The sequence below is a fragment of the Pedobacter sp. N36a genome (assembly GCF_014472395.1).
Taxonomy (GTDB): Bacteria; Bacteroidota; Bacteroidia; order Sphingobacteriales; family Sphingobacteriaceae; genus Pedobacter.
Genome location: NZ_JACSZW010000004.1, coordinates 156,170 through 171,905 on the forward strand (window position 1 = coordinate 156,170; position 15,736 = coordinate 171,905).

General features: G+C 41.8%; 13 protein-coding genes. 10 read left to right on the forward strand and 3 right to left on the reverse strand.

Annotated elements, in window-relative coordinates; all coding sequences use genetic code 11:
• The first annotated feature begins 525 nt into the window (after positions 1–525).
• From H9X96_RS09590 to H9X96_RS09610, 5 genes are all read left to right on the forward strand, one after another.
• Complete coding sequence (locus H9X96_RS09590) at positions 526–1,722, forward strand: glycosyltransferase family 87 protein (RefSeq protein WP_187666076.1); 1,197 nt, start codon at positions 526–528, stop codon at positions 1,720–1,722.
• The gene (locus H9X96_RS09595; protein ID WP_187666077.1) at positions 1,715–2,653 is read left to right on the forward strand and encodes a glycosyltransferase family 2 protein; all 939 of its coding nucleotides are present in this window, start codon (positions 1,715–1,717) and stop codon (positions 2,651–2,653) included. The genes H9X96_RS09590 and H9X96_RS09595 overlap by 8 nt, the downstream gene beginning before the upstream one ends.
• A gap of 12 nt (positions 2,654–2,665) precedes the next feature.
• Positions 2,666–3,451 carry a polysaccharide deacetylase family protein gene (locus H9X96_RS09600; protein WP_187666078.1) on the forward strand — a complete coding sequence of 262 codons (786 nt, stop codon included), beginning with the start codon at positions 2,666–2,668 and terminating at the stop codon, positions 3,449–3,451.
• 5 nt (positions 3,452–3,456) lie between these two features.
• Complete coding sequence (locus H9X96_RS09605; protein ID WP_222943869.1) at positions 3,457–4,353, forward strand: lysylphosphatidylglycerol synthase transmembrane domain-containing protein; 897 nt, start codon at positions 3,457–3,459, stop codon at positions 4,351–4,353.
• Between the two features lie 146 nt (positions 4,354–4,499).
• A complete protein-coding gene (locus H9X96_RS09610) occupies positions 4,500–4,979 on the forward strand; it encodes a hypothetical protein (protein ID WP_187666079.1) in 480 nt (159 codons plus the stop codon).
• An 82-nt stretch (positions 4,980–5,061) separates the two neighbouring features.
• Here H9X96_RS09610 and H9X96_RS09615 read toward each other — a convergent pair whose 3' ends face one another.
• Positions 5,062–6,852: a M61 family metallopeptidase gene (locus H9X96_RS09615; RefSeq protein ID WP_255431069.1), complete on the reverse strand. Its 1,791-nt coding sequence runs from the start codon at positions 6,850–6,852 to the stop codon at positions 5,062–5,064.
• Between the two features lie 285 nt (positions 6,853–7,137).
• Here H9X96_RS09615 and H9X96_RS09620 point away from each other — a divergent pair, with 285 nt between their 5' ends.
• Genes H9X96_RS09620 through H9X96_RS09635 form a run of 4 tightly spaced genes read left to right on the forward strand, consistent with a single transcriptional unit; the run spans position 7,138 to position 13,550 of the window.
• Complete coding sequence (locus H9X96_RS09620; protein ID WP_187666080.1) at positions 7,138–8,214, forward strand: efflux RND transporter periplasmic adaptor subunit; 1,077 nt, start codon at positions 7,138–7,140, stop codon at positions 8,212–8,214.
• A 9-nt stretch (positions 8,215–8,223) separates the two neighbouring features.
• Positions 8,224–11,349, forward strand: a complete 3,126-nt coding sequence (locus H9X96_RS09625) for an efflux RND transporter permease subunit (protein WP_187666081.1) — start codon at positions 8,224–8,226, stop codon at positions 11,347–11,349.
• Positions 11,346–12,677, forward strand: coding sequence for a TolC family protein (locus tag H9X96_RS09630; RefSeq protein WP_187666082.1), 1,332 nt, complete (start codon positions 11,346–11,348; stop codon positions 12,675–12,677). The genes H9X96_RS09625 and H9X96_RS09630 overlap by 4 nt, the downstream gene beginning before the upstream one ends.
• Positions 12,678–12,695: 18 nt before the next feature.
• On the forward strand, positions 12,696–13,550 hold the full coding sequence (locus H9X96_RS09635; protein ID WP_255431070.1) for an N-acetylglucosamine kinase: 855 nt from the start codon (positions 12,696–12,698) through the stop codon (positions 13,548–13,550).
• Here H9X96_RS09635 and H9X96_RS09640 read toward each other — a convergent pair.
• Complete coding sequence (locus tag H9X96_RS09640; protein ID WP_187666083.1) at positions 13,547–14,059, reverse strand: GAF domain-containing protein; 513 nt, start codon at positions 14,057–14,059, stop codon at positions 13,547–13,549. The two genes, H9X96_RS09635 and H9X96_RS09640, sit on opposite strands and share 4 nt — an antisense overlap.
• A 384-nt stretch (positions 14,060–14,443) precedes the next feature.
• On the reverse strand, positions 14,444–14,635 hold the full coding sequence (locus H9X96_RS09645; RefSeq protein ID WP_187666084.1) for a hypothetical protein: 192 nt from the start codon (positions 14,633–14,635) through the stop codon (positions 14,444–14,446).
• An 87-nt stretch (positions 14,636–14,722) separates the two neighbouring features.
• On the opposite strand from H9X96_RS09645, the gene H9X96_RS09650 reads away from it, so the two are divergent.
• Positions 14,723–15,733, forward strand: coding sequence for a type IX secretion system membrane protein PorP/SprF (locus tag H9X96_RS09650; protein WP_187666085.1), 1,011 nt, complete (start codon positions 14,723–14,725; stop codon positions 15,731–15,733).
• Positions 15,734–15,736 lie beyond the last annotated feature (3 nt).

Here is a 15,736-nt window from a genome sequence, read left to right on the forward strand (position 1 = left end):
CTAACAAATTATTAGTGCTATTAAAACCAATTATTATAATGGTATGTTTTCTTTTGCTAAGAATAATCAGGAGAAGATTCTGTGAGATTTTCACTCCAGAATTCCCCGGGGTAGCCTAAATTTTTCAGCTGCAAAAACCCAGTTCAAAAAACATTCGCAGTGGTTGTAATCTAAACTAATACTGTTAAACCGGCTTTAAATGACATTCCCCTAGGATGCTGGATTCATTGAGCCTCAGTTAAATTGATCTTTACCTATACCTACTAAACTTAACCATAATTACTGTAACTTATTTTCAATCAAATCATCTATTATAGATGCCGAAAATTTACCTTTGCTTATTAAAGCGTTCTATTCCATAAAAACTATAGACCGCAGGTAGCGAGCGCTATAAAAAAACATTTACCAAATTAATTAAATAAGAAAAACACCTGTAAGCCAAGAGATCGGGCCACATCCCTATTCGTATTGATCAATACCCGAGCTCGAATGATTAAAACAGGCAAAAAACACACATTTGCATTTATGTCCTCACTTTCTATTCCAAGCAAAGCTCCGAACCGCTTACTTGCATTTATCCTGGATAAAAAAGTAATATTAGGCTTATACCTGATTGCTGCTGTCGTTTCAGCTACCAAACAGTACCTGCACGGCACTTACAACAACTACAAGATTTTCAAGCATGTCTTTTGGCATAGTGTAGAGCACTTGAATTTGTATACAGAAAACCCGCTTCTGTATCTGGACAGCAATCACTATGGCCCATTCTTTGCCTTGCTCATCGCCCCATTTGCACTTTTACCAGATGCTTTCGGAACCGTTTTATGGAACGTCTGTAATGCACTGGTTTTATATTGGGGAATTTACAACCTGCCGATCAAGCAAAAACAGCAGTCATGGGTAGCCATCATCTGTTTGCATGAAGCCCTTACCGCCTTATTGAGTTTTCAGTTCAATGTGGCGCTGACTGGATTGATCTTACTCTCCTTTTCTTTTATCTATAAACAGCAGGAAGTCAAAGCAGCAGCGATCATCATCATCGGACTTTTAGTGAAATTATACGGTATTGTAGGACTAGCCTTCTTCTTCTTCGCGAAAAATAAAACCAAGTTTGTCATCGGCGGATTGATTTTATTACCGGTACTGACATTTTTACCCGCAGTGCTTTCAGACCTGAACTTTGTCTGGTCTTCTCATATCGATTGGAAGGACTCTTTGGTGTATAAAAACTCGCTGAATGCGTCCTTAATTTCTATGCAGGACATCTCTGTTATGGGAATGGTGAGGCGCATATCCGGTGATGCTTCTATTCCAAACACTCCATTTCTATTGGCTGGACTCCTGTTATTTGCCTTGCCTTACCTTCGTGTCAGTCAATATAAAAGCACCGATTTTCAATTGATGATGCTGAGTTCGGTATTGATCTTTACCGTTATTTTCAGCAGTGGTTCCGAATCGCCAACCTATATTATTGCCATGCTGGGTGTCGCCATCTGGTTTATCATTCAGCCGGATCCAAAAAAATGGTGGGTCATTGCCCTATTTGTTTTTGCCATGTTACTGACCAGTTTCTCCCCTTCAGATTTATTTCCAAGATACATCAGGAGAACCTATATTATGCCTTATTCTTTAAAGGCTTTACCTTGTGTATTGGTTTGGCTAACTATCGTATATCAAATGTTGACAGTAGATTTTAGAAAATCCATTCCAGCTCATGACTAGTCAGAAATTAATATCCATTGTTATTCCTGCTTATAATGAAGCAGACAATATCCCAGTAATTGCGGCCAGTATCCGGGAGGTATTTACCGGCTTGCCCAACTATTCATTTGAGATCATTTTTGTGGCAGATGGCTGCACAGACAGTACCATGGCCGTATTAGAAATGATGGCCAAACACAGCGACCATATTTTTCACATAGAGTTTTCCCGGAATTTCGGACATCAGCAGGCCGTTAAAGCAGGGATGGATTATGCACGTGGTGCCGGTGTCATCTGTATGGATGGTGATATGCAGCATCCTCCAGAACTGATTCCAGAGCTGATCCAAAGGTGGGAAGAAGGACATGAAGTGGTTTATACCATTAGAAATGAGGATAAAAGATTGCCATTCAAAAAGCGGATCACTTCAAAATTATTCTATCAGGTATTGAACCGGATGGCTTCAGTGGAGTTGGATCAGGGCGCCTCAGATTTCAGATTGCTGGATCGAAAGGTAGTAGATGTTTTCAAAGAATTTCATGAAAATGAACCCTTTTTACGGGGTTTAGTGAAATGGATTGGCTTTAAACAATATGCGGTCAGCTATGACCCCGCAGAAAGATTTTCAGGAAGTTCTAAATATACGCTTAAAAAGATGGTGGGCTTAGCGCTGCAAGGCGTTACTTCCTTCTCAATTAAGCCATTGTACAATGTCGTTTATCTCGGTTTCGCATTTTCCGGAATATCCGTCTTATATTTGCCTTATGTACTCTATGCCTTTACCTTTGGACACGAAGTTTCTGGCTGGGCATCCATCATTATGACCATTGCATTTTTTGGGGGCATACAACTGATCATCTTGGGTATTATTGGAATTTACCTCGGAAAGATGTTTATGCAGGTCAAATTAAGGCCGAATTACATCGTTCGGTCAACAAATATAAAAAGCTAAAAAACAACACACGTGATACTACTAAGTTTCGATATTGAAGAGTTTGACATGCCCTTCGAATACCATAAAGAGATCTCTTTTAAAGATCAAATGGACATCTCTATTACAGGTACAGAGGCCATACTGGATATATTGGAACGCCAGCAGGTAAAAGCAACATTTTTTAGCACCGTCATTTTTGCACAAAATGCCCCAGCAACGATTCAGCGCATACTGGATCAGGGCCATGAACTGGCTTCTCACGGGTATTACCATTCTGATTTTAAAGTGGAGCATTTACTTTCTTCCAGACTGGAACTGGAAAAAATCATCCAGAAACCTGTTACTGGGTACCGCATGGCGAGAATGCAGCCTACCGACGACCTGGATATACAAAATGCCGGTTACGAATACAACAGTTCCATTAACCCTACCTGGCTGCCGGGCCGGTACAATAACCTGCACCTCCCAAGAACTCATTTCAAAACAGACCAGGTCCTGCAGATCCCAGCTTCAGTTACACCGCTGATCAGGTTCCCATTGTTCTGGCTGTCTTTTCATAATCTTCCTTTATGGTTATATACAGCCATGGCCCGCTGGACCACAAAAGTGGATGGCTACCTGAATGTCTATTTTCATCCATGGGAATTCACCGATCTGGATGATCCGGAGCGTTTTGGCTTTCCAGGATATGTCCGCAAGAATACTGGCACGAAAATGATCAAAAGAATGGATCAGTTAATCCATAAATTAAAACAGAAAAACGCAGAGTTTGTGACAATTGCTTCTTTTGTGAAACGAGTATCCAAGCCAAAATAAGCGAGATGATAAAGTCAAAAACCCTTTTTTCCATTTTTAAAATTCTGATCAAAATATTGCTTACTGCTGGTGCTTTATATTGGGTATTCTCCAATGTAGACCTGGAAAAGACCCGAGCGACCATCGCACAAGCCGATCCATTACCATTGGGAGCTGCCTTCATTGCCTTTATATGTTCTCAATTGTTTGCCTCATCCAGAGTCAGAACCTTTTTTGGATGTATCGGATTGAAGCTTTCGGAATGGCTGAACTATAAATTATACCTGTTGGGGATGTTTTATAACATGTTCCTTCCTGGCGGAATTAGCGGCGACGGCTATAAGATTTTCCTGCTGCGCAAAGAATATGGCATCGAGACTCGCAAATTATTGACTGCTGTGTTCATGGACAAACTGAGTGGCCTTTGGGCACTCACTGTATTGCTGTTGCTGCTCCTGTCTAAAACAACCGGATTGCCTATCCCTGGTTATTGGGCATGGATCCTAATCATCATGGGAACAGCCGGCTATTACCTGATATTAAAGCTATGGTTTAAGCCATATGTTCCTTCTTTTTTAATGATCCACCTTAAAGCATTGGGCGGACAAACCTGTCAGCTGCTCTGCGCTTTATTTATACTGTATACCTTGCGCGTGGAGGGACCTTTCCTACCTTATATATTACTGTTTATGGCCTCCTCTTTATTGGCATTATTTCCACTTACTATTGGTGGGCTGGGTGCAAGAGAACTCGTATTCATGTATGGCGCCAGGTATTTTGTACTTGATCCACAGATAGCGATTACCATCAGCTTGTTATTTTACAGCATTTCAGCATTATCATCACTACCCGGAGCCTATTTTGTTTTTCACATCTCATCTCTCCATAAAGAGAATCAAGGTACTCCTACAGCAGAAGTATAATTCCAAATTGAGTAAAGATCAATTCTAAATATGAAACACATGCCGAATTACCACTAAAATGTTACAAAAACACTATTTTAGATGGAATACGGCACAATAGTTGTAATGACACGAATTAGCTATAAAAATTAAATAAAAACACAATTATGAAGAAATTACTTACTATTATTTGCCTATCAGTGATGGCTACATTTGCATTCCAATCAACATCAAACGCACAAAGCTACAAAAATGCTATTGGTGGTCGCTTTGGCGCCGCGAACGGTGTGACTTTCAAAACAACATTGGGTGGTAACAAAATGATAGATTTAATTGCCAATTTTAGATCTACTGATCACACGAATTATTTCCGTGTAACTGGTTTATATGAAATCTATAACCCGATCAACAATGCTGCTGGTTTAAACTGGTATTATGGTATTGGCGGTACAGTAGGATCTGTTAAATATAAACCACACAATGGCAGCGACCTTTATTTAGCTGTAGACGGTGTTTTAGGTTTAGATTACAAATTTGCTGATGCGCCAATCAACCTTTCTTTGGACTGGAAACCAGCGATCGGATTGGTTCCTGAGACAGATTTCGACGCTTCAGGCGTAGGACTATCTATCCGTTTCACGTTCTAGTTTCGTAAAAACGAATAAAAAGAAAAGGGTTAATCCGCATGAATTCCTACAGATTAACCCTTTTCTTTTACAGGTTACCAGATTAAACGCCCATCCAGCCTTTACGTACTGCAACTGCTGCTGCACTGGCATTTGGATCCAGCTCTGCTACCAGTTTCAAGTTTGGATTGGCTTTCAAGGTTACCTTGAAATCTCTTTCCAAACCATCTCTTGCAACCTTCACTGTGATCACGTCACCTACTTTGCTGTTTGCAATTACTGGCATACGGTCCAATACCACTGCCGTTACGGGAATACCGTTTACGCTGATCAGTTCATCATTTACATTCAGTCCATCTACCCATGCAGCCGAATTTCTTGATACTGCAGAGATGAAGATTCTTCCTTCAGTTTTCTTTGCTGCTACGCCCACATATGGAATTTGTTTTCCTTCGTTTTCATTTTTGACCTTGATACCTGCATAGCCTAAGTATTTATCATACTCCAATGCATGTGTACCTGTCACATATTTAGCCCAGAAATCAGTAAAATCTTTTCCGCTGATCTTTTCTACCATTGCCTTAAATTCGGCGTCAGTATATCCTCTGTTTAGTTTTTTCCCTTGCAGGTACATCGCTTTCATCACATCATCCAGACTTTTCTTTCCTTTTGTTGCATTTGCAATCTCGATGTCCATCAACAGACCTACAACCTCACCTTTGCTGTAATAAGAAACACCAGTGTTGTTAGAGTTTTCATTTGGTCTGTATCCTTTAATCCAGGCATCATAACTAGATTCTGCTGCAGACTGTACTTTAGCACCAGGTGTATTTGATACGTTAGCTACTGCGGTCACCAATCCATCTACAAATTCCTGCTGATTTACAAAACCTGCGCGCAATACCAGTTTGTTCTCATAATAAGAAGTGAAACCTTCCGACACCCAAAGGTTAGTGGTATAGTTCTCATTGTCGTAATCAAATGGGCCTAAAGCAATCGGGCGCATTCTTTTGACATTCCATAAATGGTAGTATTCATGAGCAACCAGGTTCATGAACCCTAAATAACCTTCTGGTGTATTGTAGGCATCGCGGGAAGCGCCAAGCACTGTAGAGTTTAAATGCTCTAAACCGCCGCCACCTCTTGAAAAGTTGTGTACGATAAAAGTGTAGTGTTTGTTCGGGTTTTCGCCATAAATAGCGGTACCCTGCTCCACAACTTTCGCCATATCTACTTTTAAGCGTTCTTTATCGTAGTTACCACCACCAAACATCGCTACCGTATGTTTTACACCAGAAGCTTGAAATTCGAAAATATCCTGATTTCCTACTTCGATCGGGCTATCGAATAACACATCAAAATCTGCTGCTCTATAAGTGAATGCTTTTCCTGGAACTGGCTCTAAACCTGTAGACACCTGTGTCCAGCCTTTAAAAGGAATCACTTTTACCGTACTTGGTAGGTTCAGCATCCCATCAGGATACATGAAAATACCCGTGCTCGATAGGAAAGCATGGCGGTCGTCAATGAAAGAAGTACGCACAGAAACTTCAAAGGCATACACTCTATATTTAATTTTTACGTCTTTTGCTTTTGCGGTATAGATTCTCCAGGCATTTTTTCTTACTTTCTCAAATTTTGCCGGTTTGCCGTTTGCAGTGGCAGTAAAATCTTCTACACTTTTCTCAAACTCACGAATCAGGTAGGAACCTGGTGCCCATACCGGCATCTTTACATCTACATAGTCTTTTGTTAATCCGGAAATGTTCATCTCCATTTCCACATAGTGGGCTTGTGGCTCTATAAAGCTCACCTCGAAATCTACTTTCACCTGCGATTTTGCGGTCATACCTAATGATAGTAATAATACTAATCCTGTTACTGTTTTTTTCATTGAATTGTTTCCTGCTGATTTTAATATTTCCCAGATCTTTTCATCGGCTCCCTTAAGCGCCTAACCGATCTCTTTTCCTTTTGTCACACAATTATTATACGAATTGCCTAAATTACGCTAAACCATCTGCCTTTTCAAGGGTCATACTGTTTCGCAAATTTATGACTTATCCTTTTTGCTTGCCTTTAAATTGGCAATTAAGCTGTAACATCCTTAATACAAGCGATTAGAGGCGGTTTAAATAAATATTTTTGCTTGTTACATGACTACACACACCACACAAATATGAAACTAAGGTACATTATCTATACCCTCATCGCTCTAGGCATCGCCTATTTAGTTTACTATCGGATTTCAGCGAATAAAAAAATTGCCGGCGACGGCCCCGGAATGTCAAAAGGCAAAGGAGGTCCGGCAAAGGGATTACAGGTGAACGGAATGGTCGTTTCAACAGGTGATTTTGACAGCAATATAGACATCACCGGAACCCTGGAAGCCAATGAAACCGTAGACCTGCGTTCGGAGGTATCTGGATTGGTGACTAAGATTAATTTCAAAGAGGGCTCTAACGTAACCAAGGGTACTTTGCTGGTGAAGATCAACGATCGCGACATACAGGCACAATTACAGGATGCACTGACCAAACAAAGTTTGAGTGCAACCAATGAAAACCGCTCTAAACAGCTATTGGATAAAGGTGCCATTAGTCAGGAAGAATATGACACCTCATTGGCGAACCTGCAATCCTTAAAAGCACAGGTGCAGCTGGTGCGGGCACAACTGGCAAAAACCGCCATTTATGCCCCATTTAACGGAAAAATTGGTCTGCGCTCTATCTCTGAGGGTGTTTATTTAACCCCAACGATGGTCATTGCCAATCTATCCAGCGTTAACCCATTAAAACTGAGCTTCTCTGTTCCGGAAAAATACATCGGACAGATTAAATCGGGTGCAGACATTTCCTTTACCACCGATGGTTATGCGAAAACATTTACAGGAAGCGTATATGCAATTGAACCGGGCATCAATACGGCAACCAGAACTTTACAGATCAGAGCATTGGTTCCTAATGCGAATCAGGAACTTCGTCCGGGTTCTTTTGCTAAAATTAAACTGGCGCTGAGTACCACAAAAGATGCGATCCTTATTCCAAATGAAGCCATTATTCCGGTGTTAAAAGGAAAAACGGTATTCATCAGCAAAAATGGAAAAGCACAGCAGATTCCTGTAGAAGCAGGGACGCGTACTGCGGAACATATTGTGATTACTTCGGGATTAAATGTGGGTGATACCGTGCTCACTACTGGTGCAATGGCCTTAAAGCAGGATGCTCCTGTGAAAGTAACTGTGGTTAAAAATTAAGTTTTATTTATGAGTATTTCAACCACCAGTATAAAGAGGCCCGTTCTGGCCATCGTTATGAACCTCATGATCCTCCTTTTCGGAGTGATCGGCTATAATTTTCTGGGTGTCCGGGAATATCCGAACATCGACCCTACCGTAGTTTCGGTGAGGACCTCCTACCCTGGAGCAAATTCAGATATTATTGAATCACAAATTACAGAACCCCTGGAGAAATCCATCAACGGAATTGACGGGATCAGGAACATTTCCTCTTCCAGTAACCAGGGAAGCAGTAATATTACCATAGAATTTAACCTGAATAAAGACATTGATGACGCGGCGAATGACGTGAGGGATAAAGTTTCCCAGGCGGCGAGAAGTTTACCGAAAGACATTGATGGAAATCCGGTAGTGAGTAAGGCGGACGCCAACTCTGATGCGATTATCACCATGACCATCCAAAGTGATAAAAGGAATGTCATGGAGCTGAGTGACTACGCAGAAAACGTGATTGCAGATCGTTTGCAAACCATTACCGGGGTGAGCAGTGTCCAAATCCAGGGACAGCGGAAATATGCGATGCGCATCCGGATTTCTCCGGATAAACTGGCGGCTTATGGTTTAACCACACAAGATATTGTGACTGCCCTGAACAATGAAAACGTAGAACTGCCTTCCGGAAAAATTACCGGAGCCAATACGGAATTGATTGTAAAAACATTGGGTAAATTGACCAATGAAGAGGAATTTAACAACCTGATTCTGAAAAATGATGGAGATCAGGTGGTGCGTTTGAAGGACATTGGCTATGCCGCTTTGGGTTCAGAAAACGAAGAGACCATTTTAAGAGAATCCGGAAAACCAATGGTTGCGGTGGGATTGATTCCCCAGCCTGGTGCCAATTACCTGGAGATTTCTAAAGAATTCGACAAAAGATTTGAGCAGTTAAAAAAAGACATTCCGGAAGACATTAAGTTAAACATCTCCCTAGACAATACAAAGTTCATCAAGATGTCGGTGACAGAGGTTGCAGAAACCATTATGCTCTCCCTGGTACTGGTGATCCTCATCATTTACCTGTTCTTTAGGGATTGGGCCATTGCCATTCGCCCTTTAATTGACATTCCGGTATCCTTGGTCTTCACCTTCTTTATCATGTACATTTTCGGCTTCTCGATCAACGTATTGTCGCTCCTGGCGATTGTACTGGCCACCGGTCTGGTAGTAGATGACGGGATTGTGGTCACAGAAAATATTTTCAAGAAAGTAGAGGAAGGCTATTCTCCTTTCGAAGCCGCCATTAAAGGTTCCAATGAAATTTTCTTTGCCGTAATTTCGATCTCGGTCACCCTGGCTGCAGTGTTTTTACCGGTGATCTTTTTAGAAGGATTTGTGGGCCGGCTCTTTCGGGAGTTCGGGATTGTGATTGGTGCCGCCGTCCTCATCTCCGCATTCGTATCTTTAACATTAACACCGATGCTGAATGCCTACCTGATGAAATCAACAGGGCATAAGAAATCTAAGTTTTACAATATGACCGAGCCTTACTTTGTGAGGCTGAATGAAAGTTATGCGGAAAACCTGAATAAATTCCTGGATAAAAAATGGCTGGCCATTCCGATTATTGTAGTCTGCGTGGCTGTGATCGGGCTTTTTTGGCAGCTGCTCCCAAAAGAAACTGCGCCTTATGACGATAGAAGTGCCATCAATATGAGGGTCACTACCCCTGAGGGTTCTTCCTTTGAATATACGGATCGTTTTATGATGAAAATTCAGCAGATGATCAGTGATTCCATTCCGGAAACAAAGGTAAATATTACCATCACCTCTCCAGGATTTGGAGGCTCGGGATCTACGAATAGTGGTTTCATCCGGATGGGTTTAAGTGATCCGGGAGACCGTGGAAGGACGCAGGATGAAATTGCGGCCAAGCTGACCAAGATTACCAGAGGCTATACGGAGGGAAAAGTAGTGGTCACACAGCAGCCAACCATTTCTGTGGGCCGTCGGGGCGGATTACCAGTCAACTATATCATTCAGGCACAAAACTTCGAAAAGCTTCGTGAAAAAATGCCCTTGTTTATGAATGAGGTGGCCACAGACCCCACCTTTACCACTTCTGACGTAGATCTTAAGTTTAATAAACCGGAGATCGATTTAACTATTGATCGGGACAAGGCTAGAAACCTGGGTGTATCGGTTTCCGATATCGGCCTTGCGCTGCAATTGGGATTGAGCGGACAGCGATTCTCTTATTTCTTCATGAACGGCAAGCAATATCAGGTGATTGGACAGTTTGAGATGAACGACCGTAAAGATCCATTGGATTTAAGTTCAGTATATGTTAGAAACGACAAGGGCGAACTGATCCAAATTGACAATCTGGTCACAGCAATTGAAAAAAGTAGTCCGCCGCAATTGTATAGAAATAATCGTTTCATTTCGGCCACTGTTTCAGCAGGTTTGGCTCCAGGTAAGAGTATTGGTGAAGGAATCGCGGCCATGGACCGGATTTCTGAGAAAATACTTGACGAATCTTTCTCCACAGATCTTGGTGGTGAATCCAGAGATTTTAAGGAAAGTTCTTCCAATACCATGTTTGCTTTTGGATTGGCGCTATTGCTGGTGTACCTCATTTTATCAGCCCAGTTTGAAAGCTTTATTGATCCCATTATCATTATCCTGACCGTACCTATGGCCGTTGCCGGAGCATTTTTATCCCTATGGCTCTTCGGACAAAGCTGGAATATCTTTAGTCAGATTGGGACGATTATGCTCATCGGCCTGGTGACCAAAAATGGTATCCTGATCGTGGAGTTTGCCAATCAGCTTAAAGAGACTGGTAAAAGTGTACATGACGCCATCAGAGAAGCCTCAGTTTCCAGGTTAAGGCCAATTTTAATGACCAGTTTGGCGATTGCCATCGGCGCATTGCCTATTGCAATGGCCTTAGGTGCTGCTGCAAAAAGTAGGATGGGTATGGGAATCGTGATCGTTGGGGGAACGACGTTTGCCCTGATCCTAACCCTATTTGTAATCCCGGCTATTTATTCCTACTGGTCAAAAGAACACAAAGCAAATACAGAATTAGAACTTTCGCTGAAAGCCGCATTGGCAGAAGAGGCGTCAGAAAAAAAAGAGAAGAGATCATGATCCAGTTTCCAAGCTACCTAAAAAGCAAAAACCTCTTGTTCAGCATTGCCTTATTGCTACTGGGCAGTACTGGTTTTGCACAGCAAAAACTGAGTCTGGAAGAGGCCATCAGCACTGCATTAAAGAACAATTACGACATTAAGCTCGTGAACAATGATATCCGCATTGCGAAAAACAATGTGAATCCAGGGAACGCAGGAATGCTGCCGCAGCTGACCGCCGATTACAGTAAGGGTGGCAGCAGACAGAATACCGTGCAAACCGCAGCAACAGGTGTCGAGAAAAAATCAGATGGTGTAAAAAGCACCAACCAGAACTATGGCGCTTCGCTGGGCTGGACGGTTTTTGACGGTTTCCAGATGTTTGCCAATTATGACCGCCTGAAGGAATTACAGAAACTGGGAGAAGTGACTGCAAAAGGAACCATCCTGACTACCGTTGCCGACGTGATCAGTGGTTATTATGCCGTTGCCAGGCAGCAGCAATTGGTGATGGCTGCGGATACTTCACTAGACATTTCTAAGATGCGTTTAACTATTGCGCAGAATAAACTGGCCATCGGAAGGGGTTCAAAACTGGATGTACTTGCTGCAACCGTGGATTATAATGCAGATACTTCTGCCTACCTGCAGCAGCAGAATTTATTAAGAAACAGCATGGTGACTTTAAATCAGGTGATGGCCCGCGACCTTAACCTAGTTTTTGAAGTAGAAGAGCAAATCAAAATCGAAGAAAACCTGAACTATACAGCACTAGCCGGTTTAACGGAACAATTGAGTCCGGCATTGCAATCTGCTTTTATCAATAAAAAGATTGCTGAGCTGGCATTAAAACAGGTAAAGGGACAGCGTTACCCTACCGTTGGCTTAAATAGCGGTTATGAGTTCTCGAATAGCACCAGTCCAACAGGATTTAACCAGAAGTTCCGCGCCCGGGGTTTCACCTATGGTGTAACTGCCAGTTTGAACCTGTTTAACGGCTTTTTACAACGCCAGAATGAACGCAATGCAAAAATAGAGATCAATTCTTCGGAGCTGAATCTGGAGAAAACCAGGCTGGATTTGAATGCGCAGTTACTCACAGCTTTTCAGAATTACCAGACCAATCTGGACTTACTGAAAGTGGAGCAGCACAATCTGGATATTGCTAAAAATAATCTGGACATTACACTTGAGAAATATAGACTGGGCAGTATCGCTCCATTAGAACTCAGGGAGGCACAGAGAAACTCAATAACGGCAATCACCCGATATCTAGATGCCCAATATCAGGCAAAACTGACAGAAATCAGCCTAAAAGAAATTAGCGGAACGTTAAATATTCAATAAGATTGTTATTTTTAGCGAATGATACTAGTAGCAGACAGCGGTTCTTCTAAAACCGATTGGATGGGATACACCCCGGAAGAAACCATTAGCTTTAGCACCCAAGGAATTAATCCTTATTTTTTGAATGCGCAGGACATATTTAAGCTTTTTTCTAAGAAGAAAGAAATTGCCGCTTATGCAGATCAGGTAAAGGAAATTTACTTTTTTGGCGCTGGATGCTCTTCACCGGATAAGGTGGAGGTAATTTCTAATGGAATTTCCTCTTTTTTCACCCAGGCTTATGTTTCAGTGGAGCATGACCTGATCGGATCGGCTTATGCCACCTGCGGTGATCAGGAAGGATTGACCTGTATTCTGGGCACAGGTTCTAACATTTCCTATTATGATGGCAAGAATGTACACAGCGGCCATCATGGGTTGGGTTATGTATTGGGTGATGAAGGTTCAGGCACCTTTTTCGGCCGCAAGATGATTACTGGCTACCTTTATGGCACCATGCCTACGGAACTCTCTACTGCTTTCGCGAAGGCTTACCCCATCGACAAAGAGACGGTTGTGACTCAATTGTATCAAATGCCATCTCCAAATACCTACCTGGCTTCGGTGAGCCGTTTCATGGCCGACCATACCGATCACCCTTATATCCAGCAAATTTTAAGAGCTGGCTTTCAGGAATTTGTAGACAGCAACATCAAAGAATACAGTAATTACAAAACACTGAATTGCCATTTTGTAGGGTCTATTGCCTTTTACTATCAGGATATCCTGAGAGAAATCTGTATAAAGAACCACATTCATGTCGGCAAGATCTACCAGAAACCCATTACTGGAATTTATAACTACATCCTGAAAAAAGAAGGCATTACTGTTTAAGAGATCCCGATTCTTTTATTCATTTCCAGTCGGACCATCAGGGCAATTTTTTCCAGTTTTTTACGATCTTCCTCTCCAAATACACGGGGCTTTTTATCGATGACACAAACTGCCCCAACTCTAAAACCCTCGTTGGTGGTAATGGCAGCAGCGGCATAAAAGCCCAAGCCAGACTCTCCGACATAAAGTGGATTAGACACCAATGCAGGATTCTGAATTAAATCCTCATATACGGTGAAACTATCATTGAGAATGGCTAGCGAGCAGAGGCTCGCTCCTCGCTCCAATTCTTTGCCGCTTTGTCCGTGCTGATCAGCTTTTGTCCAGACCACATCCCTATCTACGAAATTGATCATCGCAATAGGTGTCTTCATCATAGTTGCGGTAATCGCAGCCAGCTGATCAAAATAAGGTTCAGTTTTCGTATATAGTATCTTGTATTTTTTTAAATTTTCCAGTCTTGCCTCTTCATCTGATGAAACTAAGACCCCCCCCAAGTTATTTTCCAATTTTTTAAGATCTAGTTACCTACCGTTTAACAATTACCATACCTCAGGTATTGCGTATCTCTATGGTATACAGGAAGAAAATTATATGACAATTTAATCACACCCTATAACATCTTTTTGCAATAATCAGGCCAGATGCAGGTAAACTTCCCCTTACTCGTATAACGGAAAGCTAAAAAACAGCGCAAAGCCCCAGAAAAAAAACGGGAGATTATTACTCAGTTTGATGATTTTATAGCCTATTTAACTACGCTATAGCAATTAAAATATTTAATTATCCTATTTATAATATAGAGGTGCCCTCACACCAATTCAGCTATCATACTGAGTATCAATCAAAAGTAATTAAATTCCTGGTTTTCTTAAAAGAAATAATTGTAATTTTTAACGCACTACTTTTTCAGATTTGCTAAATTCCCAGACATTTTTAGCAGACTTCAGATATTCCACTTTATAGCTCTCATCCGGAGGTAAAGTAAAGTGAAAGATCAAGGTAGTTTCCTTAGGATCATGAGGTATGAAGCCAGGCATTAGCGTATCTGCGACCATTTGAATGTGACTTTCTGAGTGTTTCATTCACAAATCTAAGTATAGAAATCAGCATAGTGTTCATTATCAGTAAAATTTATCTTATTATTGAGAGTCATTTAGCAATGAGTTACAATGAAATCAAAAATTAGCCTCTTATTGTTCCTGTTGTTAAGTGTAAAAAGCTGGTCGCAGGAAAACCCGCGTTCTACGCAATATATTTTCAATAATTATTTGTTTAATCCAGCACTCTCAGGCATAGACAACTATACAGATGTGAAATTGGGGTATAGAAATCAATGGAAAGGATTGGAAGGCGCACCGGTTACACAATATGTTTCCATTCATGCGCCGATAGGAGAAGATTTTGTGAGGAGTTCTGTGAATTCTTTTTCAGGTAACGGCGACAATCCATTGAGCCGCAGTTATGTCAATTCTTATACTGCCGCAGAGCCGCACCATGGCATTGGCTTTTATGCGCTAGCGGATAAAGCGGGGCGCATCAGACAAACCAATGTGAATGCGACTTATGCGTACCACCTTGGCCTGAGTTACGATCTGAATCTGTCTGTAGGTGTTTCAGGCGGATTTGCTTCTACGAGCATTGATGTAAAGCGTGTGAATGTAGAAAACAGCAGTGATCCTTTGCTCACTGCGGATTACAATAACCGCATCCGTCCTGATGTTGGTTTTGGAGTTTGGCTGTATAGTCCGAGGTTCTTTCTTGGCGGTTCTGCCAAGCAGCTGTTGGGTTACCGGGTCCCTACAGCGGTAAAGAGCAGCAGCCTTTCCGCTTATCAGACCACCGTATTTTATGGAACGGCGGGTTATAAATTCTTTGTTGATGAAGACGTAGCTATGATCCCTTCTGCCCTGCTAAGCTATTGGATTTCTGCTCCGCCAACCTTTGATGCGAGTTTAAAAGTAGCCTATCAGGACAAATTCTGGGTAGGCGGAAGTTACCGGAACAACGATTCCTTTTCTGCATTGGCCGGTTTAAATATTGGCTCTTTCTTCAACATCAGTTATTCCTATGATGTGACCACCTCTGCTTTAAAATCTGTGAACAATGGCACGCATGAAATTGTGCTGGGCATTTTGCTCAATAACAGGTATCAGGCAAAATGCGCTACCAGACAATTCTAATCT

Bases quoted from the DNA above. Each gene is read 5' to 3' on its own strand.
- H9X96_RS09590 (WP_187666076.1), top strand. From the start codon at position 526: ATGTCCTCACTTTCTATTCCAAGCAAAGCTCCGAACCGCTTACTTGCA.
- H9X96_RS09595 (WP_187666077.1), top strand. From the start codon at position 1,715: ATGACTAGTCAGAAATTAATATCCATTGTTATTCCTGCTTATAATGAA.
- H9X96_RS09605 (WP_222943869.1), top strand. From the start codon at position 3,457: ATGATAAAGTCAAAAACCCTTTTTTCCATTTTTAAAATTCTGATCAAA.
- H9X96_RS09610 (WP_187666079.1), top strand. From the start codon at position 4,500: ATGAAGAAATTACTTACTATTATTTGCCTATCAGTGATGGCTACATTT.
- H9X96_RS09615 (WP_255431069.1), bottom strand. From the start codon at position 6,852: ATGAAAAAAACAGTAACAGGATTAGTATTATTACTATCATTAGGTATG.
- H9X96_RS09620 (WP_187666080.1), top strand. From the start codon at position 7,138: ATGAAACTAAGGTACATTATCTATACCCTCATCGCTCTAGGCATCGCC.
- H9X96_RS09625 (WP_187666081.1), top strand. From the start codon at position 8,224: ATGAGTATTTCAACCACCAGTATAAAGAGGCCCGTTCTGGCCATCGTT.
- H9X96_RS09630 (WP_187666082.1), top strand. From the start codon at position 11,346: ATGATCCAGTTTCCAAGCTACCTAAAAAGCAAAAACCTCTTGTTCAGC.
- H9X96_RS09635 (WP_255431070.1), top strand. From the start codon at position 12,696: ATGATACTAGTAGCAGACAGCGGTTCTTCTAAAACCGATTGGATGGGA.
- H9X96_RS09645 (WP_187666084.1), bottom strand. From the start codon at position 14,635: ATGAAACACTCAGAAAGTCACATTCAAATGGTCGCAGATACGCTAATG.
- H9X96_RS09650 (WP_187666085.1), top strand. From the start codon at position 14,723: ATGAAATCAAAAATTAGCCTCTTATTGTTCCTGTTGTTAAGTGTAAAA.